General features: G+C 71.5%; 16 protein-coding genes and 1 riboswitch. Of the genes, 5 read left to right on the plus strand and 11 right to left on the minus strand.

Annotated elements, in window-relative coordinates; genetic code table 11:
* Nucleotides 1-5: 5 nt before the first annotated feature.
* Nucleotides 6-992 carry an MbnP family copper-binding protein gene (locus WMF19_RS32905; RefSeq protein WP_437893984.1) on the minus strand — a complete coding sequence of 329 codons (987 nt, stop codon included), beginning with the start codon at nt 990-992 and terminating at the stop codon, nt 6-8.
* A 304-nt stretch (nt 993-1,296) separates the two neighbouring features.
* On the opposite strand from WMF19_RS32905, the gene WMF19_RS32910 reads away from it, so the two are divergent.
* Genes WMF19_RS32910 through WMF19_RS32920 form a run of 3 tightly spaced genes read left to right on the plus strand, consistent with a single transcriptional unit; the run spans nt 1,297 to nt 5,278 of the window.
* The gene (locus WMF19_RS32910) at nt 1,297-3,519 is read left to right on the plus strand and encodes a TonB-dependent receptor (protein ID WP_437893985.1); all 2,223 of its coding nucleotides are present in this window, start codon (nt 1,297-1,299) and stop codon (nt 3,517-3,519) included.
* Nucleotides 3,520-3,527: 8 nt separating this feature from the next.
* Nucleotides 3,528-4,412 (plus strand): hypothetical protein, encoded by an 885-nt coding sequence (locus WMF19_RS32915; protein WP_437893986.1) that lies wholly within the window; start codon nt 3,528-3,530, stop codon nt 4,410-4,412.
* Between the two features lie 2 nt (nt 4,413-4,414).
* Nucleotides 4,415-5,278, plus strand: a complete 864-nt coding sequence (locus tag WMF19_RS32920; RefSeq protein ID WP_437893987.1) for a hypothetical protein — start codon at nt 4,415-4,417, stop codon at nt 5,276-5,278.
* Nucleotides 5,279-5,308: 30 nt separating this feature from the next.
* Here WMF19_RS32920 and WMF19_RS32925 read toward each other — a convergent pair whose 3' ends face one another.
* The 9 genes from WMF19_RS32925 to WMF19_RS32965 form a co-directional block, all read right to left on the minus strand.
* Nucleotides 5,309-7,069: a protein kinase domain-containing protein gene (locus WMF19_RS32925; RefSeq protein ID WP_437893988.1), complete on the minus strand. Its 1,761-nt coding sequence runs from the start codon at nt 7,067-7,069 to the stop codon at nt 5,309-5,311.
* A gap of 97 nt (nt 7,070-7,166) precedes the next feature.
* Entirely contained in the window at nt 7,167-8,417 is a 1,251-nt protein-coding gene (locus WMF19_RS32930; protein WP_437893989.1) for an NAD(P)/FAD-dependent oxidoreductase, read from the minus strand.
* Between the two features lie 48 nt (nt 8,418-8,465).
* On the minus strand, nt 8,466-9,230 hold the full coding sequence (locus WMF19_RS32935) for a class I SAM-dependent methyltransferase (RefSeq protein WP_437323836.1): 765 nt from the start codon (nt 9,228-9,230) through the stop codon (nt 8,466-8,468).
* An 80-nt stretch (nt 9,231-9,310) separates the two neighbouring features.
* Nucleotides 9,311-10,336 (minus strand): dipeptidase, encoded by a 1,026-nt coding sequence (locus tag WMF19_RS32940; RefSeq protein ID WP_437893990.1) that lies wholly within the window; start codon nt 10,334-10,336, stop codon nt 9,311-9,313.
* A gap of 54 nt (nt 10,337-10,390) precedes the next feature.
* Nucleotides 10,391-10,708: a quaternary ammonium compound efflux SMR transporter SugE gene (gene sugE / locus WMF19_RS32945; protein WP_272094762.1), complete on the minus strand. Its 318-nt coding sequence runs from the start codon at nt 10,706-10,708 to the stop codon at nt 10,391-10,393.
* A 21-nt stretch (nt 10,709-10,729) separates the two neighbouring features.
* Nucleotides 10,730-10,795, minus strand: a riboswitch (guanidine-III (ykkC-III) riboswitch).
* A 157-nt stretch (nt 10,796-10,952) separates the two neighbouring features.
* A complete protein-coding gene (locus WMF19_RS32950; protein ID WP_437893991.1) occupies nt 10,953-12,296 on the minus strand; it encodes a pectate lyase family protein in 1,344 nt (447 codons plus the stop codon).
* A gap of 636 nt (nt 12,297-12,932) precedes the next feature.
* Nucleotides 12,933-13,067: a hypothetical protein gene (locus tag WMF19_RS32955; protein WP_437893992.1), complete on the minus strand. Its 135-nt coding sequence runs from the start codon at nt 13,065-13,067 to the stop codon at nt 12,933-12,935.
* A 109-nt stretch (nt 13,068-13,176) separates the two neighbouring features.
* Entirely contained in the window at nt 13,177-13,914 is a 738-nt protein-coding gene (locus WMF19_RS32960) for a pyridoxine 5'-phosphate synthase (RefSeq protein WP_272094764.1), read from the minus strand.
* Between the two features lie 199 nt (nt 13,915-14,113).
* Complete coding sequence (locus tag WMF19_RS32965; RefSeq protein ID WP_437893993.1) at nt 14,114-14,443, minus strand: SPW repeat domain-containing protein; 330 nt, start codon at nt 14,441-14,443, stop codon at nt 14,114-14,116.
* Nucleotides 14,444-14,765: 322 nt separating this feature from the next.
* Between WMF19_RS32965 and WMF19_RS32970 the strand changes: the two genes are divergently transcribed.
* Nucleotides 14,766-15,875: a THUMP domain-containing class I SAM-dependent RNA methyltransferase gene (locus WMF19_RS32970; protein WP_437893994.1), complete on the plus strand. Its 1,110-nt coding sequence runs from the start codon at nt 14,766-14,768 to the stop codon at nt 15,873-15,875.
* An 87-nt stretch (nt 15,876-15,962) separates the two neighbouring features.
* On the opposite strand, the gene WMF19_RS32975 is transcribed toward WMF19_RS32970, so the two are convergent.
* Nucleotides 15,963-18,035, minus strand: a complete 2,073-nt coding sequence (locus WMF19_RS32975; RefSeq protein ID WP_437893995.1) for a protein kinase domain-containing protein — start codon at nt 18,033-18,035, stop codon at nt 15,963-15,965.
* Nucleotides 18,036-18,575: 540 nt separating this feature from the next.
* Here WMF19_RS32975 and WMF19_RS32980 point away from each other — a divergent pair.
* Nucleotides 18,576-23,606 carry a zinc-dependent metalloprotease gene (locus tag WMF19_RS32980; RefSeq protein WP_437893996.1) on the plus strand — a complete coding sequence of 1,677 codons (5,031 nt, stop codon included), beginning with the start codon at nt 18,576-18,578 and terminating at the stop codon, nt 23,604-23,606.
* The last annotated feature ends 387 nt before the right edge of the window (nt 23,607-23,993 follow it).

Here is a 23,993-nt window from a genome sequence, read left to right on the forward strand (position 1 = left end):
GGCGCCTATTCTATCCTGAAGAACGACTGCTGGTCGGGCCGCGGCGAGCCGTCGGTGCTGTCGATGCCGAGATGGGTGAAGAGCGGCAGACACTCCGAATCCGACGGATCCGACATGCAGCCGGGGATGTCGTCGGCGCTCGCCGACAGGTCGCTGTCCAAGACGAGCGCCGCATAGTCGACGAGCACCTTCGTCGTGAGCGGGTCGATGTCCTGGAAGGCGATCTCGGCGATGTTGGGGTGATCGCACGCGGTCACCTTGCCGCCCGCGTCGGCGACGCAGCCAGTGCTCCCGATGTGCACGAGGAACGGTTTGTCGTCTGCCGTGGAGACGCTGTCGAGGCGCAGGAACTTGTACCCGTCGTTCCAGCTCCAGAACAGCCCCGTCAGGTTGAGCGGCGACGGCGCGACCGACGCGTCGCCGTGGTTCAGGTCGAACGGGACGCCCAGCTTGAACGACAGCCCGTCGTAGTCCCCGACCGGGACCGTCCCGCGCACCACGCCGTTCGTCTCCTCCGTCCCGTTGGCGCAGGTGCCCGATCGATCCTCGAAATCGAGGAGCGCGACGTCCTGGTACTGCCACAGCCCGTCCTGATCGAGCGAGAGCGGCACCTCCTCGCCGTCCGCGCGGCGCAGGCGCACGTCGTGGATGTAGAGGCGGAAATCGTTCAGCCCCACCTCCGTCGCGGCGCTGCCGACAGCGTACGTCTCGCTGCAGGAGAACACCTCGTCGCGGACGCGGCCTTCGAACTGCAGCTCGACAGCGATCGTCTCGGCGCCGCCGCTCCCCCCGCCGCCGTCAGCTCCGCCGCTCCCTCCGCCGCCACCGCCAGCCCCGCCGTCACCGCCGCTTCCCGCGCCGCCACCGATGCCCGTCGAGGTCGACGCCCCGCCGACAGGGTTCACCACATCATCGTCGCCGCACGCCATGAGCGCGAGCACCGCCCCGACCAGCGGGAACCAGAGCCGTGATGCACGAAGACCGGATTCCATGAGCGTCCTCCCGAGGAACGATGCGCGCTACGATAGGCCGCGTCGCCCCTCGCCTGAATGCGACATGTTGTCGCTATCGCGATCCGCCCGAGAGCGCGAGTCGATCCAGCGTCGGAAGAGGGCTCGCGGACGGCCCCGGAGCAACCTTCGGCAGCCAGCGGACAGCGACGCCGACGACGACCGCACGACCGCGTTCGCCGCCAGGGACGTCGACCAAACAAACCACCGGCGCGCCCACCAGGCGAGCGTACGCATCTGCACGATAACACGAACTGAGAAAATCGTGCTACTGACCGGCCCACCTGTGGTCCGTTCCCTGAGCACGCCGTTCCCGCTGCTTCTTCTCATCGCGTCCGCCGCGCCTGCACGCGCCGGCGACGGCGCCGCGCCTGCACGCGCCGGCGACGGCGCCGCGCCTGCACGCGCCGGCGCCGCGGCTCCGCCCGCGGCCGAAGCGGCAACCTCGGTGGGCGGCGATGCCTCCGGCAGCGCCGGCGCAGCGGCGCCCGTCTCCGGCGCAGCGGGCGGAGCGGCGCCCGTGCCCGACGCCGCGCCCATCACGGTCGTGGTGCAGGGCGCCGCGCCGCCGCGCAGCGCCTCGGAGTCGGTGCGCGGACAGGCGGAGATCCGGGCCGCGCCCCACCGGACGGCGAGCGACGTGCTGCAGCTCGTGCCGGGCGTGTTCACCTCCCAGCACAGCGGCGAGTGCAAGGCGCACCAGATCTTCTTCCGCGGCTTCGACGCGGTCCACGGGCAGGACCTCGAGGTCTGGGTCGCGGGCGCGCCGGTCAACGAGGTCTCGAACGTCCACGGCCAGGGCTACACCGATCTCCATTTCGTGATGCCGGAGGTGATCGGCGAGCTCCGCGCGCAGCCGGGGTCGTACGACCCGCGCCAGGGCGACTTCGCGGTCGCCGGGACGATGCGCTTCGATCTCGCCTACGGCGAGCCCGGGATCACCGCCACCGCCTCCGCGGGCTCCTTCGGCGCGCGCCGGCTCTTCCTCGCCTACCACCCCGAGGACGCGGACGACGCCACGTTCGCGGCCTTCGAGGCGTACGGGACCGACGGCTTCGGGCCTGCCCGCGCCGCCGGCCGGGCGTCGCTCGTCGCGCAGGCCGTCTACCGGCCGCTCGCCGGCGTCTCCGCGCGGGTGATGGCGTCGGCGTTCGCCTCCCGCTGCGGCTCCGCCGGCGTCCTGCGCCTCTGCGACATCGAGTCGGGCAAGGTCGACCGCTTCGCCTCGTACGATCCCGATCAGGGCGGCGACTCGTCGCGCGCGCAGCTCGTCGTCGATCTGCGCGGCTCGGGCGACGGCGCCGCCCGCGGGGAGGGCCTCTCGCTCACGCCGTTCGTCGTGCTGCGCTCGCTCCGGCTGCGCTCGAACTTCACCGGGTACCTCGCGGATCCCACGAACGGCGACGCCACCCAGCAGCTCAACGAGGCGATCACGGCGGGCGCCACCGCGTCGTACCGGCTCACCTTCCCGCTGCTCTCCGACCGCGACACGTTCGAGGCGGGCGTCGTCGCGCGCACCGACTGGATCGAGCAGTCGCAGCGGCGCCTCGCGGCCGTCGACGACAGGCCGACCGCCACGCTCGTCGACGCGAAGGTCCGCGCGACCGACATCGCCGGCTACCTCGACGCGTCGATCCGGCCGGCGCGGCGGATCACGCTGCGCGGCGGGCTGCGCGCCGACGGCCTGGCGTACCAGGTCGTCGACGACATCGGTCAGGGCGCGCAGGCGCGCAGCGCGCTGGGCGTCCACGTGGGTGGCAAGGGCACGGTCGACGTGGTGCTGCTCCCCGGGCTCCGCGCGCTCGCCAGCGTGGGCCAGGGGTTCCGCTCGCCCCAGGCGCGCAGCCTCGGCGACGGCGAGCGCACCCCCTTCACGCGCGTGCTCTCCGCCGAGGCCGGGCTCCGCTACGCCGACGAGCGGGTGCGGGCGTCGGCGGCGCTGTTCCACACGCGCCTCAGCGACGATCTCGTCTTCGACGAGGCGACCGCCCGCAACGAGCCCGTGCCCGCCACGGCCCGCACCGGGGTGGCCATCGACGCGGTGGCGCACCCGGCGCCGTGGCTCGTGTCGAGCGTCGGCCTGACGTACACCCGGGCGGCCTTCACCGCGTCCGGCGGGCGCTACGCGGCGGGGGATCTCCTCCCCTTCGTGCCCCAGGTCGTCGCCCGCGCCGATCTCGCGGTGACGCCGCGCCTCGGCGCGCTCTTCGGCCGGCGCCTCGAGGCCCGCGCCGGCGCCGGCGTGACGCTGCTCCACGGCCGCCCCCTGCCGTTCGGAGAGGTCGGCCACGACGCGCTCGTCACCGATGTGACGGCGCACGTCCGCTACCACCGCGTCGAGCTCGGGCTCGACGTCTACAACCTCCTCGACGCGTCGTGGTTCGACGGCGAGTTCGTCTACCCCTCGAGCTTCACCCGCGGCGCGGCGCCCGACCTCCTCCCCGCGCGGCACGTGACGGTCGGCGCCCCGCGCAGCTTCCTCGCTTCGCTCTCCCTCTACATCGGCTGAGGTCCTCGATGACATCCACCACCGCACAGACCCGATCCCGCCGGCGCGCCGCCCTCGCCGCGGCGGGGCGCCTCGCCGCGGCGCTCGCGGCGGGCGCGCTCGCCGCCGGCTGCGGCGCCGGAGGCGACGGCGCGACCTCCGGCAAGCGCCTGACCCTCGCGACGCGGATCGCGCCCGACGCGGCGTCGGTCGCGCCGTTCACGAACGCGCTCGGCTGGACCATCACGCTGTCGAAGGCGCACCTGGCGATCGGGTCGCTCCACTACTTCGAGGGCGCCCCGTTCACGGCGCGGCGGCCTTCGCCGCGCGGCGGCCCCTCGCTGCTCGAGCGGCTCGCCCGGTGGGCCGTGCCCGAGGCGCACGCGCACCCGGGCCACTACCAGGCCGGCGAGGCGAGGGGCCAGATGACGCAGCCGACGTCGGTCGACCTGCTGCAGGGGACGACGGCGCTCGAGGACGCGGACGCCGTGAGCGGCGTCGTGCGATCCGCGCGCTTCACGTTCGGCGCGCCGCCCTCGGGCCCGCTCGCCGCGGCGCTCGACGGGCACGTCGTCGCCGTGGAGGGCCGCGCCGAGAAGGGCGAGCTCGCGCGGGTGTTCCGCGCGCGCGCGCTGGCCGCCGACGTCCTCGACGACGCGACCGGCGAGCCGTCGGTGGAGGGGTGCGTCTTCGAGGAGGTCTTCCTCGACGGGCCCGGCGTCGTCACGCTCGTCGTGAAGCCGACGGTCTGGCTCGATCAGATCGACTTCGAGGCCGTCGCCGCGAGCGATGACGGCGCGCCGGTCGACCTGGAGCCCGAGAGCGAGGCCCAGCGCGGCTTCACGCGCGGCCTCAAGAAGGGGACGGCCTACGCGCTCTCGTTCGCGCCCGGCTCCGCGGAGGAGAAAGAATGAGGATGAGGACCACGAGACGAATGGGGGCGGCGGCGGCGCTCGCCGCGGCGGCGCTCGCCGGCTGCGGCGAAGGCGAGCCTGGGGCCGGGAGCGTGACGTTCTCGACGTGGGGAGAGGACTACATCGAGCAGGAGATCCCGGCCGCGGATCTCGCGGACGGCTGGAGCATCCAGTACGAGAAGTTCCTGTTCGTCGTCCGGAACGTCACCGTCGCCGATCGCGAGGGGAACGTCGGAGCGCGCATGCAGGGCTCGATCCTGTTCGACCACACGAAGGCCGGCGCGAAGCCCGTGGTGACCTTCGACGACCTCGAGGCGAAGCCCTGGGAGGCCGTCTCCTACGAGATCGGGCCGGTGGACGCGGACACCGCGCTCGAGGGCGCGACGGCGGAGGACAAGGCGCTCATGCTCGCGGCGGGAGCGTCCGTGCACATCGAGGCGATCGCGCGGAAGAGCGGTGACGGCGGCGAGGTCGAGAAGCGCCTCGACTGGACCTTCTCGCTCGCGACGCGCTACGCCGACTGCAAGGGCGACAAGGCCGGCAAGGAGACCGAGGGCGTCCTCGTCACGAACGGCGGCATCGACGACGTGGAGCTCACCATCCACGGCGACCACTTCTTCTACGACGACCTGCAGGCCGCGACCGCCGCGCGCCGGTTCGCGCCCATCGCCGCCGCGGACGCCGACGACGACGGGGCCGTCACCCTGGAGGAGCTCGCCGCGGTGCGCCTCGTCGCGATCGAGGAGGGCACCTACGGGACGGGCAGCGCCGGAGACATCAATGATCTCGGCGCGTTCGTCGCGGCGCTCTCGCGCACGATCGGGCACTACCGCGGCGAGGGCGAGTGCGTCTCCGTCGACCCCTGACGGGTCCGGCCGCGCGCTCGCCCGCGGCGATCACTCGATCCCGACCGTCGTCGTGACGTCCTGGAGCTCGCTCCCGTCGAACGCCGGCACCCGCGCGGAGCCGAGCAGCATCTGCACGCAGCCCCCGGCCGGGGTCATCGCGACCTGCGGCTCGATCGAGATGCGCTGCACTGCGCCCGCGGGGTTGAAGAACACCCGCGCCGTCACCGCCTTCGGCCCCGCCTTGCCCCTGCAGTGGATCCGCGCGGTGTCGGCCTTCGCTTGCAGCGCCGCGTGGGCCGCGCCGCGATCGAACGGCCTCGCCGCGATCGCCGTCGCCGCCGGCGTGGTGCCGCCTTCGCGCATGGGGCGCGGAGACCTCGGCGCGGGCGCCGGCACCGGAGCGTCGCGAGGGCCCGGCGACGGCTGCCGCTCGCCCGCGCCGCTCGCGTCGCCCGCCAGCGCCGGTGAGCGCGCGTCGCCGCGGCCCGGGTTGACCACCGTCGGGTGCGCCGGCACCGGCAGGCGCTGCACCATCCGGACGTCGCTCTGCGCGCGGCCGGCGTAAAAGGCGATCGCCGCCATCGCGAAGGCGCCGGCCAGGCCGCACGCGAGGAGCATCGGCCCGCGCCGCGCAGACCTGGGAGGGGCCTCCACCGGCCCGCTGCTCGCCAGGACGGGCGCGGGCGTCGACGGGGGGCGCGCGCCGGCGGGCGACGACGATGCGCCCGCACCGGCGGGCGACGACGATGCGCCCGCGCGGGCGGGCGACGACGGCGCGCGCCGCGCGTCCGAGGCCACCTCGGTCGGTCCCGTCATCGACAGGCGCGAGGCAGACCCCGCCGAGGTGATCGCCGCCGCGGCGCCGAGCGGCACCACCGAGATCGCGGCGCCGGCGGCGCGCACGCTGCGCGGGTCGACGAAGAGCGCCGGGCCGAGCGCGTCGAAGGCCTCCTGCGCCGTCTGGAAGCGCTGCGACGGCTCCCGGGCGACGCAGCGCGCGAACCACGCGTCGAACGGGTGCACGATACAGCCGGCGCGCCCGAGCGCGGTCGCGCGCACCGACGCCGGGTCGATCGGCTCGAAGAGGATCTCGCGGAGCAGCACCGGCATCGCGGTGCCCATCGGGTCGTTCGCGGCGCGCCAGTACATGCGCCCGGTGAGCAGGGCGAACGCGATCAGCCCGAGCGCCCACACGTCGGTCGCCGGCGAGATCTGCCCGCGCGCGTCGGTCTGCTCGGGCGCCATCCAGAGGGGCGTGCCGAGCGACGCGGTCGCCATCGTGCTCGCCTCCGCGGCGATCTTCGCGATGCCGAAGTCGAGGACCTTGACCGACCAGCGCGCCGTCGCGCTCTGCGTCTTCGCGAGGAACACGTTCTGCGGCTTCATGTCCCGGTGGACCACGCCCGCCCGGTGGGCGGCGCCGAGCGCGTGGCAGAGCTGCCGGAAGATCTCGTGCACGTCCTGCGCCGGGAGCAGCCCGCTGCGTTTCATGCGCTGCGAGAGGTCCTCCCCCTCGAGCAGCTCCATCGCGAGCCAGGGCACGCCGCTGGCCGCGTCCACGCCGGCGCCGATCACCTGCACGACGTGATCGCTCTCCACCAGCGCGCCGACGCGCGCCTCCTGCTCGAAGCGCTCGCGCAGCCGGGCGTCCGCGCAGAGCTGCGGGTGCATGAGCTTGAGGGCCCGCAGCTTGCCAGTGCTCGCCTGCTCGGCGATGTACACGGCCCCCATGCCCCCGGCGCTGAGGGGCCGAACGATCCGGAACTCTCCGAAGAGCATCCCGACCGCCGGCTGGAACGGCGCGACCATGGAGGGCGATGCTAGCATGGTGGCCGTCGCGGGGGTGTCGGGGCTCACGGGCGCGGCGCGCGGCGCGCACGGCCCGCCTCGCTGTCTCGCTGCCTCGTCAGGCGTGCGCGCCGTCGCCGCTGCCGGCGCTGCGCGCGCGCGGCGGGAGCGACGCGACGAGGCGATCGATCCCGATCCGGCCCGCGACCAGCGCGCCCGTCGCCGCGGCGCGGAGCGCGTCGCGCGCCGGCTGGGCTCTGCCAGCGAAGTGCCGGACGCCGAAGCGCAGGAACGACGGCTCGCCGAGGAGGTAACGCTCGACGCGCTCCCGCGGCGCGCCGTAGAAGGCGCGCATCACCCGGCGCCGGAAGCGCAGATCGAGGCCCAGCAGCGATCGCTCGACGCGCCGGCCCCAGTCGTGGAACCCGAGATCGCGGGCCTCGAGCTTCTCGGCGAGGTACTCGCCCGCGAGGGCCCCGTACGCGATCGCCTGGGCGATCCCCTCTCCCAGCATCGGATCGATGCCCGCGGCCTCGCCGACGAGCAGGGCGGCGGGCCGCGCGATCACGGCCCGCCGGTCGAGGCCTCGCTCGGCGAACCGCTTTCGCCGGTAGCGGTCCGGGTCGAGGCCGAGCGCCTCGAGCCTGCTCCGGAGCACGCGCTCGGCGTCGGGCGCGGGGCGCGCCATGCCGAGCGCGCCCTCGTGCAGCACGTAGGCCCCCCGGCAGACGAGCTCGCGCCCGTCGACGATCGTGGGGAAGTCCCACAGGTAGCCGGCGAACGAGCGATCCCGCATCTCGAAGTGCAGGAGGTCGCGCGCCCGGTCCCCCGCGACGGGCTCGGTGTCGACCTCGACGGCCTGCGCGCGCAGCCTGCCGAACGGCAGCCCCATCGCGCGGCGGACGACGCTGCCGACGCCGTCCGCGCCGACGACGACGCGGCCGTCGAAGACCCCGGCCGAGCTCTCGACGCGGGCGCCGCGCTCGCTCAGCGTGGCGCCGGTCACCCGCGCCCCCTCGACGATCCGCACGCCCCGCGCCCGCGCGGCGAGCGCGAGCGCGCGATCGAACTCGACGCGCCGGACGACGCGGCCGATGTTCCCCTCGCGGAGCGCGACCTCGCCGGCCTGGAAGGCCGCGCTGATGCCGTGCACCACGACCGAGGGCACGTCGATCGTCACCCCGATCGCCGACAGCGCCCTGTCCGCTCGCTCGCCGAGGCCGCCCGCGCAGGACTTGTCCCGCGGGTAGCGCTCCTTTTCGAGCACCACGATCCTGTCGGCGAGGGCCGGACGATGGTGGGCGAGGAAGAGCGCCGTGCTCACGCCCGCCGGCCCGCCCCCGACGATCACGACTTCATGCGCCGCCATGCGGGGGCCGCTCTAGCACGGCGCCCCCGTCGGCGGGCTCGCGGACGCTCAGCGCCGCTCGTACAGGGGCACCAGCGTCCGGTAGGGGAAGAGATACACGCTCTTCCCCGCGAGGTCCGGGTGGGTCGCGGCCAGCTCCCGGATCTCGTTCAGGACCGCATACCGCTCCTGCAGGGGGAGCGCCGAGATGTAGCTGATCGACGCGACGCGCTCGAGCAGCCCGTCGAGGTCGAGCTCCTGCGTATGGGTGAACTCGTGCTCTCCGAGCGGCGCGAAGAGGCGAGAGTCGGAGAACGTCCGGCGCCAGGCGCCGAACCTGTGTATCGGGGCATCCCGGCCGTGGCGGTCGAGGACGTGGGAGATGCGGGCGACCCAGTCGACGCGCTCGTCGCGCAGGTTGAAGAGCAGGGAGAGGCGCCCTCTCGGCCGGAGCACGCGGTGGATCTCGGCGAGCGCGAGATCGCCGTGAAACCAGTGGAACGACTGCGCGGCGACCGCGGCGTCGACCGATGTCTCGGGCAAGGGGATGGCCTCGGCGACCCCATCGAGCGCGATGGCGGACGGGACCATCTGACCCAGCTTGCGGCGCATCCCCTCGACCGGCTCGAGCGCGAGCAGCCGCGCGCCCGTGGGCACCAGGAGGCGCGTGAGCTTGCCGGTGCCGGCGCCGAGATCGAGCACCGTGCTCGTCGCGTCGATGCGGAGCGTGTCGCGCAGGAGCTCGATCGCGCCGCGCGGGTAGTCCGGGCGCCCCTTCTCGTAAGCATCCGCTGCAGTCGCGTAGCCCTGTGCAGCGAGGCGATGGAGAGTCATGGCCTGCATCCGCTCCGCGTTAAGGAGGATCTCACGCAGCGCCGGAGGGACCACCCACCCCGACGGCCCGTCGAGAGAGGCTACGCAACCGGGAGCCGTGTTGGAAGCGGGTTGTCGCTCAAAATGCGCATCACGTTCTCTCGAAGCACCTTGGCGATCACACGCTCGCTCAAGCCAGCTCGCAGCAGCGCATCCGTCAAGAGCGGAAGATGGGCCGCATCACGCAGCTCGCGTGTGGGAATGATGAAACCGTCCCAATCGGATCCGAGCGCGGGTGTGTCCTCGCCGGCAACGTTGATGATGTGCACGAGGTGCTTGACGACGGGCGCGAGCCCGTTTCCGCCGAGATAGAGCGGACAAAAGATGATCCCGGCGCACCCGCCGCGGTCGGCCAGGGCGCGGAGCTGGTCGTCATCGATGTTGCGCCAGTGCTCGAACGCGCCGGCGATACCCGTGTGGCTGACCATGGGTGGCCGGCGGGCGAGCGCGCATGCGTCGAGGAAGCCAGCCCGGTTGATGTGCGCGAGATCGACGATGACGCCGAGGTCCTCGGCGAGGCGCACGACATCACGGCCGAAGGCGGTGAGGCCTTCACCATCCCTCCGGCCGCTGCCGTAGGCGGGATAACACGCTTCGTTGGCGCTGAAGTGGCAGAGCCCGAGGTAGCGCACGCCGCGCCGCGCGAAGCGAGCGAGGGTGTCGAGGTCGCCTTCGAGCGCGTGCGCCCCCTCGACGCCGAGCAGCGCCGCGACGGCGCCGCCGGCCCTCGCCGCCTCGATGTCCTCGGCCGTGAGCGCCTTCACGAGGCGGCCGGGCCGCGCGCGGACGGCCTGCTCCAGGAGATCGATCTGCTCCTCGACGACGGCGGCGAGCCCGCGCCGATGTCCGATGGGCAGCGAGACCAGCCCGAAGAACTGCGCGCCGACGCCGCCCTCGCGGAGCCGCGGGACGTCGACGTGCCCGCCGAGGGCGGCGAGCGGCAGCGGCGGCTCGTGCCGCTCCTGCAGATCGTAACCGACCCAGCGCGCCCACATGAGGCTGTCGGCGTGGAGATCGATGGCGGGGTACTGCGCGTGCAGGGCGCGGGCTTCCGGGGTTCCGTGCATGGAGGGAAGGCTAGTCGACCCGAGGCGTCCGGTCGCGCGCCGGGTGACGAGCGCTCAGGGGCTCGCCAGCTTGAGGCCGAGGATGGACACGACGAGCAGCGCGAGGAAACCGAGCCTCGCGGCCGTGGCGGGCTCACCGAACAGGAGGATGCCCGCGATCGCCGCCCCGAACGCGCCGATGCCGACCCAGACGGCGTACGCCGTGCCGATGGGCAAGGTCCGCGAGGCGGTCTCGAGGAGCGCGATGCTCGTGATGATCGCGCCGACCGTGAGCGCCGTGGGCAGCGGGCGCGTGAAGCCGTGTGTGTACTTGAGACCGATAGCCCAGCAGACCTCGAGCAGGCCTGCCAGGAGCAACGCCAGCCAGGACATGACGACTCTCCTCGTGATGCGGCTGCGTCGTCTTAGCCTGACCGGGTACGGCGCGTCTCGTCCGGGACGCTCTGTCTGAACGAGCGCCGCGGGGAACCTAGCAGGGGCGACGGCCTACGCAACAGGCAGGCCGGCGCCGCGCCGCGTCGCGAGGCCGCACCGCCGCCGCCCCGCTTCGCTGGGCGGAGCGGCGCGGTACGCTGGACCAGGCCGCGGCCTCGCGATCGCGCTCTGCTGGGGCTCGCTACTCGATCTGCTCTTCGATTTCCCCCTCGTCCGCGAGCATCGCGGAGCTGCCCGCTGCCTTGTTGATCAGCGCGGCGGCGAGCTCGTTGATGTACTCCTCGATCGCTGTGTACCCGGACGGCATCACCTTGGTGTGGTCGTTCGCGTTCGACGAGCTGAGGCCGTGCGCCCGCTCCCACGCGTCCGCCATCCCGTCGCGATCGGCGTCCGCGGGGGCCGTCCCCGGGCTGAGCCCGTCCATCAGGTTGTTCACGTAGCGGGCGCCCCACGAGCCGTCGCGGCGCTCCATGTTCTTGAAGACGCCCTTCGTCACCACGTCGCGCGGCAGCGCGCCCGCCTGCGCGACGACGAGCCGATACGCGTCCTGCGCGCGCTGCGTCGTCACCGGGATGTACCCCGGGACCTCCCGCGTGAAATTGAACTGCGTCGCCGAGCGGTACGACTCGGGCTTGTTGAGCTTGCTGAAGCTCGGGTGGAGGTACGGCTGCTTCCAGGGGTTCTCGACGGTGCCCGTGAACTTCCCGGGATCATCGATGTAGTTGTCGCCGAGGAAGTACTTGAGCCCCGCGCCGGCGCTGTCGTCGAAGTAGAACGGGATCAGCTGATCGCTCGGCCCCTTGATGTACGTGTTGCCCACGATGTTGAAGTGGCCGGTCGCCGGGTTGTGGTGCACGAACCCGTGCCTCACGTTGTAGGCCACGTTGTTGAGGATGTCGGCCGGGCCGTTCGCGACCGCGGGGCAACGCGCCTTGTGGTGGGCGAACAGGTTGTGGTGGAGCGTGATCCGGTGGCCATCAGGGCCGTTGATGAGACCATAATTATGCATCCCCTCTGGATGCCCCGTGGTCGACGACGACTCGATGGTGGACCACTGGACCGTGACGTCATCTGCCTCATAGAGGTCCAGGGTCTCGTCGACTCCCCAGGAGATCGACATGTGATCGAGCATCACCTTCGAGTTCCGCGAGATCTGCGTTGCGTCGAACTGCTCTCCGGCCGAGCCGTCGTACACGGGCCGGACACGCAAGAACCGTGCGACGATGTTGTTGACCGCGGTGGAGTACTTCGCGGTCAAACGACCGTGGATGGTGATGCCCGCGCCCGGGGCCGTCTGGCCCGCGATCGTCACATCGCCGTTCCGGATGAGGACATCCCCTTCGATCACGCCGCTCACGTCGAAGACGATGATGCGAGGCCCGCTCGCGTCGAGGGCCGCCTGGAGGCTCCCCGACCCGCTCGTGCGCAGGTTGGTGACCTTGATGACGCGCCCGCCGCGCCCGCCGGTCGCGACGGCGCCAAAGCCCTCTGCCCCCGGAAACGACGGGAGCGCGCTGGCTGGCATCGAACTCGCAGTGAACGCAGAAAACGCAGAAACCGCGGCGATCGCGCAGCCGAAGCGGCGAATCCCCTGTGCGCCAATGAAAGAACAAGTGGGAAGGTATGCCATGTGTCTCGTTCCCCTTTCGTACGTATCAGGCGCCGAACAAGACCGGATCGAACAAGGAAGCCCAGGGTGGGCGCGGCGCTGGGCGCGACGATGTGCCCTGATGAAGCAGGGCGACGCGGAGCAGCGACGCGATGGGCCCGCCCTCGGCTGCCTGGCGCAGGAGGTCTCGACCGGCGCTCTCAACCGCAAGCCGTACTGTGATGACCCTACAGGACTCGATTCATCGATGGCAATCGCCAATTACCAATCTGTACGACAGGGCACATCAAAATCGACATGAAAATTCCATGTCGCCAGATGAAGCGAGGTTGGTTATCCTGCACGAGCAGCGCACGAGCGGGCTCATGAAACGCCGAAGCGCCCCCCCCGCGACATGAATTACCCCCTCGAATTGGTCGAAACAATTCACAGGGAGATGGGGAGATGGGGAGATGGGGAGATGGGGAGATGGGTGGAATTGAACTCCCCGTCTCCTTGTCTCCCTGTTCAATTTCCCGCCAAACCGGACTCGGTCGATTGAACGGCGCTCGCTCAGCGCGCCACGAGGTCTCCTGCCTGGCGCGGCGCGACCGCGTAGGCCGCCTCGTAGTGCACGACGAGGCCGGTCACATCGACGGCGTGGTCGACCGCGAGCGACGCCGTGTCGATGATAGGCTGGCCGTCCACGAGGCGCTCGAAGACCTGAGTCTCGCTCGAGCTGCCGCTCGCCGGCGACGACCGATGACGCGCCCTGCCGGCGCTTCGCCTCGGACGATGGGCGAGGCGCCTCGCCCCGCTACTGCGCCGGCGCGGGGCGCCCCTCGACGGCCGCGAGGTAGTCGCGCACGGACTGCTTCATCCCGACCTCAAGCGCATGCGCCACGAGGTGGTGACCGATCGACACCTCTTGAATCTGCGGCGCCTCGCGGACGAGCGGCGCGAGGTTCTCCACGGTGAGGTCGTGCCCCGCGTTGATCCCGACCCCGGCCGCCACGGCGGCCCTCACGGTCGCGACGATCTTGTCGAGCTCCGCGCGGTGATCGCCGCGATCGAACGCCTGGGCGTAAGGCCCAGTGTAGATCTCGATGCGATCAGCCCCCATCTCCGCGACCGCCGGCACCACCGCCGGATCCGCCTCGACGAAGAGGCTTGTCCGGATCCCCTCCTCCTTGAGCCGCTTCACCACCGGCTGGAGGACGAAGCGCCACTTCGCGACGTCCCAGCCGCGGTGCGAGGTGAGCTCGCCCGGCGTGACCGGGACCAGCGTGCACTGCGTCGGCCTGAGCTCCAGCGTGAGGTCCAGGAACTCCTCGCGGAGATCGCCCTCGAAGTTCGTCTCCACCGTCGTGATGTGGCGAGTCACCGCCCGCGCGTCGTCGGGCGTGATGTGCCGCCGGTCCGCCCTCGGATGGATGGTGATGCCATGGGCTCCGTAGTCCACGATCTTCCGGGCGAAGGAGAGGACATTCGGGGCATCGTGTCCCCGCGAGTTCCGCAGGAGCGCGATCTTGTTCACGTTGACGCTGAGCTTCATGGGACATCCTCTCGCCGGCTCGTGCGCGGCGCTCGCGACGCCGCTATACACGATCGACGCCGCGAGGCGAACACGCCGCGCGCCGGCGCGCAGCCGGGGGAGCGCCGCCGGCCCGCTGCTGGGAGAGCGCCGTTGGCGCTGCCGGCGCCGGCCCTCGGGCCGCGCGCGGCGCTCCCCGCGCTGCGCGGCCCTTCGACGCCTACACGCGCGGCGCGGCCCGCGAGCCCCGCACCGCGGCCTCGGTCGCGAGGAGCGACACGACGAGGATGGCGACGGCGACGAGCGCGTTGTTCCACACCGTCGCCATCAGCAGCGTCGGTATCGTCCAGGCGCTGACGAAGAGCCAGACCGCGAGGATCGCGGTGACGTAACGCACCCTGGGCACCCAGAGCGCGATCAGGGCGAAGAGGACGCACAGCGCGCCCACCACCCAGGTGTTGGTGAACTCGGTCCGGCCGTGGCGCCAGGCGAACGCGGAGATGAACAACCAGATCCCGAGCGCGATGTTGATGCCACGCAAAGCCGCCATCCGATTCTCCATTGGCCTTCCTCCCTCGCGGATCGCCGTGCCGGCGCCTCCGCCGCGCGACGCCCTGGCTCCCTCGCTCTGCCCGCTCGCCGCGGCCTCGGGCCAGGCGCCCTGCCCCGAGCGGCCTCGGCCCGTCGAGCGCGGAGCCCGCTCACCCCACCTGCCGAGCGCCGACGTCCCTGCGCCCGGTCCACACACCCGAGAGCTCGGCGAACGCCGTGCGAATCCAGTGCCACGCGCCTCGCCCTGGGAGCGGCCGCGCGGCCAGAGGCCGCGTTCGTGAGGGCCGCCGCGCGGCGGTTCGGCTAGAAGCCCCGTCGCCATGGACTTCTTCGCGACCGCCGCCAAAGGAACCGAGCCCGCCCTCCGCGACGAGCTCCGCGAGCACCGGTTCCGCGGCGTCCGCGCGGATCGCGGCGGCGTCCACTTCTCCGGCCCGCCGGACGAGGGCTTCCGCGCGTGCATCGAGCTCCGCACCGCGGTGCGCGTGCTCGTCGAGCTCGCCTCCTTCGACGCGCCCAGCGGGGACGCGCTCTACGAGGGCGTCTCGCGCGTCGACTGGGCCCCTTACCTGAGCCCGGTCCACACGCTGGCCGTGCGCGCCTCCTGCCGCTCGAGCGCCCTGACCCACACCCAGTTCATCGCCCAGCGGACCAAGGACGCCATCGTCGACCAGATCCGGCGCCGCGTCGGCGCCCGGCCGTCGGTCGACCTCGAGGACCCGGATCTGGCCCTCTTCCTCCACCTCGTCCGCGACAGCGCGACGCTCTACGCCGACCTCGGCGGCGCCGCGCTCCACCGCCGCGGCTACCGCACGCACATCGGCGGCGCGCCGCTCAAGGAGACGCTCGCCGCCGCGCTGCTCCGACTCTCCGGCTGGGACCGCGCCCGCCCGCTCGTCGACCCGATGTGCGGCGCCGGCACCATCGCCCTCGAGGCGGCGCTCTGGGCGCGGGACATCGCCCCGGGCCTGCGCGCGCAGCGCTTCGGCTTCGAGCGGTGGGCCTGCCACGATCAGGCCGCCGCGCGGCGCACGACCGAGCTGCGCGACGCCGCCCGCGCGCGGATCCGGCCCGAGGGCCCCGCGATCGTCGCCGCCGACATCGACCCCCGCGCCGCCGAGATCACCCGCGGCAACGCCCGGATGGCCGGCGTGCAGATCGAGGTCCGCTGTCAGTCCATCACCGCGCTCGCCCCGACCGCGCCGCCGGGCCACGTTCTGACCAACCCGCCATACGGCGAGCGCCTCCCGGGCACGATGGCCCTCTACCGCGACATGGCGACGGCGCTGTCCCGGCTCGCGGGCCACCGCGTCGCCATCCTGGCCGGCACCGAGGACATCGAGCACGCCATGCGCCGGAGGCCGGAGCGGTCGCTCGTCGTGTTCAACGGCCCTATCGAGTGCCGGCTGCTGACGTACGACATCCCCTGAAGCGGCTCGCGGCGCGCGGCGTCGGAGACGCGCGCCGCGCGAGAGGGCGCGTGCGAGACGGGCGAGACGTGCGAGACGTGCGAGACCTCAAGAGAGCAGGCGCATCACGAGGAACATGGCCAGCGCCGTAAGGAGCATCCCTGCGACGAAGCCGATGATGAGCCCCCGCTTGCCCGCGAGCCAGCTCGGCTCCCGCGCCGGCGGAGGCGCTGGCGCAGGCGGCGCCTGGGGCGCGACGACGTGATCGGGCATCGTCGCGCGGCGCTCCAGCGCCGTGCGCTGCTCTGCGATGGTCGCGGCGAGCTCGAACGGCACCGACGCCGCCGGGGTCGCCGGCGAGGCGCCGTCGGCCGCGGCCGGCGCTCTCTGTACGACCGCCGCCGGGGAGTCCCCGGCGGTCTCTGCGCTCGCCGGGCCGAACCCCATCGCCCCGAACCCGTGCGGGCTCGCCGCCTGGAGCTCGCCGGGGGTCACCGTGGGCATCTGGCTCTCGGCCGGTGGGTGGGACGAGACCAGCCGGAGCGTGTTGGCGACGCGCGGCGATCTCCTGTCCCACGCCCCCGCCGCGCCCCCGTCGAGCGGGCTCTGCGGCGTCGCCGGGACAGGCACCGAATCGACGCGCACAAGGCCGACCTCGGCCCGCCTCTCGGGTGTGCCCAGCCCGAAGTCCTCGGCGGAGCGGAGCGTCGCCTTCACATCGCGGCCAGGAGGCGTGATGTCGAGCTCGTCGCCCTCGTCATAGGCCGCCGTGTGGACTCGCACCTTCGCCGGAGCGAGGAGCTCGTCGCGACGGACCATGGTGAGCGTGCTGTCGTCGTCCCCGCTCACGTCGTCGTACGCGCCCGGCTCGGCCAGGCCGTTCCCCGAGAGCAGCGCCTCGCTGGGGCCGTGGGACCAGGACGGAAGCTGCAGCGAGATCTCCGGCACCGACTCCCCTGCCCAGCGCTGCGGATCGGCGCCCGCCCCCGGCGGAACCGCCTGCGGATCGAGCGTCTGTGGGAGCTCCGAGGGGGGCGGCACGTGGTGGAGCAGCACCGGCGGCGGGGGCGCGACCTCGGTCCCGCCCCCCCCGGAGACGAGCGTCCGGGCCGATTCGATCGAGAGCTCCGACCTCGGCGCCGGGCCCGAGAGGGGCCCCGACGTCGAGCTCGGCAGCGAGGTCAACGGCGGGAGCGACATCGGCCCCCGCTGCAGCGACGCGTCCCGCGAGAACAGCGAGCTCGGCTGCCTGCGCGAGATCGGCCCGAGCCCCACGGCCGTGTCAGGCAGCTCGGCCAGCAGGCAGTGCAGCGTGTACCCGAGCTCACGCGCCGTCTGATACCTGTCCGCAGGCTGCTTGGCGAGCGCCTTCACGATCAGCGCCTCGAGGCGCGGGTGGATCCCCGGCGCGCAGCTGCTCGGCGCCGGCACCGGCGCATGGATGTGGAGCGTCGCCGTGTGGAGCGGCGTCTCGCCCTCGAACGGCAGCCGCCCCGTGACGAGCTGGAACAAGAGGACCCCGCACGTGTACAGATCGGCCCGCTGATCCACCGGAAGCAGCCCGCACTGCTCCGGAGCCATGTAGGCCGGCGTGCCGACGAACGTGCCCGCGCGCGTCACGACGGACAGCGGGTCGGCGAGGAGCTCGGGCTCTTCGCCGGACGAGCCCGTGTCGAGGACCTTGGCGATCCCGAAATCGAGCACCTTCACCCGCTCGCCGTGAGGGTGCGTGGGGTCGGGGACCACCATGATGTTCTCGGGCTTCAGATCGCGGTGCACGACGCCCATCTCGTGGGCGACCGCGAGCGCCTCGCACACCTCCGAGAGGATGCGGACCGCCCGCGCCTGACCGATCGCGCCATGGCGCTCGAGGAGGACGTAGAGGTCGTCCCCCGAGAGCAGCTCCATCACGATGTAGCTGAGGGCGCCCTCGACCCCGTACTCGAAGATCTTGACGGAGTTCGGGTGCTTCACCCGCGCCGCGGCCTTCGCCTCGCGCTGGAAGCGCCGGATGAACGCGCGGTCCGCGGTGAACTCCGGGTTCATGATCTTGATCGCCACCCGGCGGGGCTCGGCGTCGCGCTCGGCGATGAAGACGCTGGCCATGCCGCCCTCCCCGAGGAAGCGGGTGATCGTGAACCGCCCGGCCACCTTGCGGCCGAGGAGCGCCTCATGCCTCATGCGCCCGGCACCTGCCGGCGTCTGCCCCGCTCGCCCGCTTCCGGGCGACCGCGCCGCGTGCCCGCCCCAGGGCGGCCCTGCCCCTCGCGCAGGAGAGCGCTGCGCCCATGGCCGTCCGCGCGCCCGCGCGACCCGCGCGTCCGATGCGAGGGAGAGTGCACGCGGCGACCATACCAAAGAACTCGACAGCCGACGACTTGTCGGCCCCCGGCGGCGTGCGGTTGAGGGCGCGCCGCGCGCGCCGCGCGCGCCGCGCGCGCCGAGCGCCCACGAACGCGCGCCACGGACCGTCCCGAGCACCGCTCCCGGCCGCCGTCACCCCCGAGACGGGCGCCGGCCGCAGGCTCGTCCGGCAACAGTTAACTCTTTAACGCCACCCCCGGTGCGCATGTGCGACAGGTGCTTAACTTATCGAAAGAGCTCGCCTTCGAGGGTTGGCAACGTTCTTGCCTGAAGGGGACTGCCTCGCGCTGCGCCCTGTGCGCCGTGAAGGGTCAGCTTGTGCGTCGATCTCGACAGGCAGCTTCCGGAGGATCGTTGATGAATCGAATTTTTAGGCGCGCGGTGCTCCTCGGCACCGTCGCGCTGACCGTCGTGGGGGCGGGCTGCGCCGAGGAGCGGCCGTCCATCAGAAGGGTGCAGAGCGATGCGCTCGCCAAGTCCTTTTTCGTTGGAGGGAACCTGAAAGACATCGTCGATGACCCCGAGTTCTACATGCGGGGTACGGTCGTCGACGTCGGGTACGGCGCAGCCCAAGATGGCCTCTTCACGTCGACCTATGCTCAGCCCGTCTCCCGGATCAAGTGGGAGATCACCGAGCACCAGCTCAACGCTCGGCTCGCTTACGAGCGCATCGAGGGGACCGACGGCAAGGGCAACAGCTACAACGGGCTCGCCAAGAAGACGACGAACGACGGCCAGATCGTCGCGAGCTACGCGATCGAGTCGCATTTCGACATCGTCCGCGAGTACAACCCGTCGACCGGCGAGGAGTCCAACGTCATCTCCGAGAACACGAGCGACCGGCTCTGGTACGAGCGCGAGTACTTCCGCGTCGACTGGTCGCGCAACCTGGCCACCGACGCCTACAACTTCGACACCCTGTCGCAGGTCGGCCTCTACGGAGGTGTCGAGTACGAGCCGCTCGCCTATTACGTCAGCGACCCCGCGTCCGCCGACGCTCCGCGGTTCGACGGCGAGAACGGCTACTTCGACGTCACGACGAAGGCGTTCGCCACGCCTGTCCTGCTCGACCTCTCGAGCCTCGGCTGGGGCATCGACAAGTTCCCGGCCTGCATGCTCCCGGGCGACTTCGCGGGCGGCACCGACCCGTACGGCAACTGCAACCCGGTCGAGATCACGATCCGGCAGTCGTTCAAGAAGGTGGTCGACAGCGACTACGAGCCGGTCGACGTCGACGGCGTGAGGTTCCAGGCGTTCGGCATCTTCACCGCCGATTCCCGCTACGGCTACGAGCGCAACTACGGGATCGTGGACAACCAGTGGCGGCGCTTCGCGGCCCGCTACAACCTCTGGGAGCGCAGCCACTTTTACGAGAACCCCGAGGAGATGGAGGGCGCGATCGCCTGCGCGACCGAGGAGACGACTCCCGTCGCGAAAGACGGAACCTTGGACCCCAACCTGGACGAGCGGGACAAGGACGGCAATCTCGTCAGCGACGGCACCGCGGACGCGTGCGCCGCGGCCGGCGCGGGCTCGCAGTGCGATGTGTACAAGCAGAAGTGCACGCTGCCCTACACGGAGCGCAAGGCCGTCGTCATCCCCTGGTACGTCGGCGGCAACACGTCGGAGGACATCTTCGAGGCGACCGAGTGGGCCACCGAGGAGTGGGATCTCGCGATGAAGACCGCGATCCAGACCTCGCGCCTCGTCGAGTGCCGGAAGACGGGCGGCCAGGACTGCGAGGCGAAGTTCCCGATGTGGAAGGGCCAGCAGGACGACATCGACGAGGCCGTCGCGCTCTCTCGCGCGCTGAACGCGTGCCGCCGCGAGCAGGGCTGGGACGCGCCGGCGTGCGACGCCCAGGTCAAGCAGGCCGTGGAGCAGCTCGCTCAGCGGCGCGGCGGCGACCCGGCGACGCTCGCGATCGGGAGCGTCGTCACGCAGCCTTCGGTGATCGTGCTCTGCCACAACCCCATCGTGGAGGGCGATCACCCCGCCTGCGGCGACACGAGCGTTCCCCTCGAGGAGCGCGTCGCCCCGCGGCTCGGCGACCTCCGCTACAACAGCGTGCTCATCGTCGAGAAGCCGCAGACCCCGTCGCCCTGGGGCATCATGGTCGACGCCGACGACCCGCTCACGGGCGAGAAGGTGGCCGCCAGCATCAACATCTGGAGCCACGTCACCGACTCCGCGGCGCAGCAGCTCGTCGACATCGTCCGCTACATCAACGGCGAGATCCCGACCGCCGATATCACCGACGGCAAGTACGTCCGCGACTGGGCGCAGGCGAGCCGCATGTCCGGCGGCGGCCAGGGGCCCACGATGACGAAGCAGGAGGTCACGTCGCGGCTCGCGAGCGCCACGAAGCTCGACGCCGAGGCGTACGCGGGCCTCGTCGCGCAGGGCGTCTCCCCCCAGCTCAAGGCGCTCATCGAGCCGATGAAGGCGAAGGTCGCCGACATCGCGGTGCGGGGCGACATCCCCTCCCCGCAACAGGCGGTCGTGGGCGCCCGCATGAAGGCCGCCCGGGGCAGCCTCGCCGAGTCGGAGCTCATGAACCCGGCGATGCTGAAGCGCGCGGGCGTCCCCGCCGGCCTGCCCATCGACGGCCCGCTCGCGGACGCGGCGTCGCCGTTCGCGATGAACAACCCGAAGATGCACTCGCAGCTCCGCCGCATGCACGACAACGCGCTCGCGGAGCGCGGCGCCTGCATCCTGCACGAGGCCCCCGAGGCCTCGGCGATGACGGGCCTCGCGGAGGCGCTCCGCGAGAAGTTCCCCGTCGGCGACGGCGAGACGGCCGACGAGAGGCGGGGGCGCTACGAGAAGATGTTCAAGTACATCCAGCGCCGCTACCAGTACGCGGTCATCGCGCACGAGATGGGGCACTCCATCGGCCTCCGGCACAACTTCGTGAGCAGCTACGCCTCGCTCTTCTTCCGGCCCCAGTACTGGCAGCTCAGGACGAAGAACGGAAAGGTCAAGGCGGAGTGCAAGGGTGAGGCGGACGAGAGCCCGGAGGCGTGCGTCGGCCCTCGCTACTTCGACGCGATCACGGACGAAGAGCAGAAGAACATGATCTGGATGTTCCAGCACTCCACGGTCATGGACTACCCGGGCGACGTCTCGCAGGACCTGGTGGGCCTGGGCGTCTACGACTTCGCCGCCGCGCGCTTCTTCTACGGCGACAACGTGAGCGTCTACGACAACGGCGACAGCAAATACCTCGCCGGCGGCAGGGTCGGCGGCGGGCTCCTCGCCGCGACGGACAACTTCGGCGGGCTGGCCGGCATCAAGTACGGCACGTTCGCGAAGGGCAACGCCACGAACGCGCCCAGCGTCAACGACTTCCACTACTCCCAGCTGCAGTCGCAGTACCAGGTCATCCGCGACTGCTACGACGTGGAGTCGACCCCGCCCGCGACGTGGAACGAGCAGCTCGACGGCAAGTGGCACCCGCTCCTCGACGGCGGCATCGTCACGGTCGGCGGGGAGACGAAGCGCTGCCGCCAGCAGCCTGTCGACTACGTCGGCTGGACGCAGCTGCGCAAGCCGCAGGACAGCGAGACCGCGATCGGCTCCTTCCGCGGCGGCCCGGCGGTCGACGCCAAGAGCCGCGTCCGCGTGCCGTACGGGTTCGCGACCGACAACTGGGCCGACACCGGCAACGTCTCGGTCTTCCGTCACGACAACGGCGCCGACCCGTACGAGCAGCTGATGTTCCTGATCACCACCCAGGAGAACAGGCACATCCTCGACAACTTCCGGCGCAACCGCACGACGTTCAGCGTCCGCGCCGCGGCGGATCGCTCCTACAGCCGCTACAACGAGAAGATGCTCGGCATCGCCGGCGGCATCGGGTTCTACGGGACGATCTACCAGGATCTCGCGACGAACCAGGGCCTGTCGTTCGACACGCTGTGGCCGGTCCTCATCGAGGGCAGCTTGCAGGAGAACGTCGTGGCCGCGACGGTGGCCTTCGATCACTTCGCGAGGCAGCTCGCCCGCCCGGAGGAGGGACCGCACTACCTGCGCAACTGGGAGGCCGAAGATCGGTCCAGCCCGTGGTCCGAGTGGAACGTCCTGCGCTCGAACAACGACGGCGACGACTACGGCGCCGGCGAGGACTTCAGCGGCTTCGGCGGCACGATCAACACCCCGGTGCTTGTGCAGATCCCGAACGGCTCGACCGGCTACCTGAAGGACGTCGGGTTCGGCGGTCATCCGCTCGAGAACAGGAACTCGGAGGACCACGGCGACTTCGACACCGACTACTCGTTCAACGCGGGCAGCTACTACGACAAGATCCACACGGCGATCCTGCTCTCCGAGTCGGAGGACCGGTTCGTGAGCCAGTCCCGCCGCGACTTCTACGACGCCCGCTTCCGCGCGGTCGGCATGGCCGACGTGCTTCCCGAGGGCTACCGCCGCGTGCTCGCCAACGCCCTCACCGGCGACCGCTCGCTCCTGGCGCCTCGCCTCGAGGCCGGCGAGGACGGCCTCCCGTTGCTCGACAAGGAGAGCAAGGATCCCGACCCGCTGGCGAAGGAGTTCCCGGCGCGTGCGATGGGCTGGGTCAGCTGGTGGCCGAACGAGGGGCCGAAGGTCTGCTTCCCGACCGACGGGAAGAACCTTTGCACGAACTACACCGGCGGCGACTTCGACCCGGCCGTCGTGGACCGGACCATCGCGGTCGATCCGCAGATCGGCTGGGAGGTGCAGAAGTTCCTGATCGCGTGGACGCTCGCGAACATCCCCGCGAACGGCAAGACGAACTGGCTCGACATGATGCGTATCTACCGGCTCGGCAACGACGCGGACCCGGGCATCGAGCAGCGCATCGAGTGGCAGGACCCGACGTCCGGGCAGATCTACTACGCCCGCACGTACGGAATGGAGTGCCTCTTCGGGGCCGGCAAGAACAGGGCGGCCTGCGAGGGCTCCGGCGGCAGGTGGGTGCAGAAGGGCATCGCGGCCCGCGTGCTCGAGTACGCCAACGCCCTCACCGCGAAGGGCTACCAGCTCGACCCGAGGCACGAGGCGCAGCCGGGCAACCCGGCGGACAGCATCCCCGCGGATCCCGCGTACGTCGGCGACTACGGCCCCGGCTTCAACAAGTACGGTCGCGCGATGATCACGTACCACCCGGACGGCACCGCGATCATCATCCCGGATCCGGCGATCAAGGACGTTCCCGCGGTCGGCGACCTCAAGGAGGTGCCGCCGTGCGATCAGAACGTCAACGCGAACTGCACCCAGCTCACCATCTACAAGAACCACTACGCGTACGAGCTGAAGGGCTACAAGTCGGTGCCTGACTACCTGCTCAAGATGATGGCCCAGTTCGGCCTCGCCGACCCGGAGCAGCTGGGCATCTTCCCCGACTGATCCGCGCCTCCCCACGCCGGGGCCCCGTACCGGGGCCCCGCGCTCCTCTCTTCTTCGCCTCTCCCCTCCTAGGCGTTAACCAAGCTTCGCGCCGCGTTCTCCTACCATCCGAACGTTTACGTGGTCGTGGTCGTGAACGTTTACGTGGTCGTGGTCGTGAACGTTTACGTGGTCGTAGTCGTGAACGTTTACGTGGTCGTGGCCGTGGTCGTTCACGGCCTAACGTTGACGACCACGACCACGACCACGACCACGACCACGATTACGTAAACGTTCACGTTGGTGACGCCCTGCGGCGGCGCCGGACGGCCGCGACCCTCCGGCCCGAGCTCGCCTTGCCGAGCCCGCCCTGCTGCCGTTGGAGGTCGCGCGGGCGCCAGGGCGGCA

Origin of the sequence: Sorangium sp. So ce124 (assembly GCF_051525235.1) — a bacterium.
Taxonomy (GTDB): domain Bacteria; phylum Myxococcota_A; class Polyangia; order Polyangiales; family Polyangiaceae; genus Sorangium; species Sorangium atrum.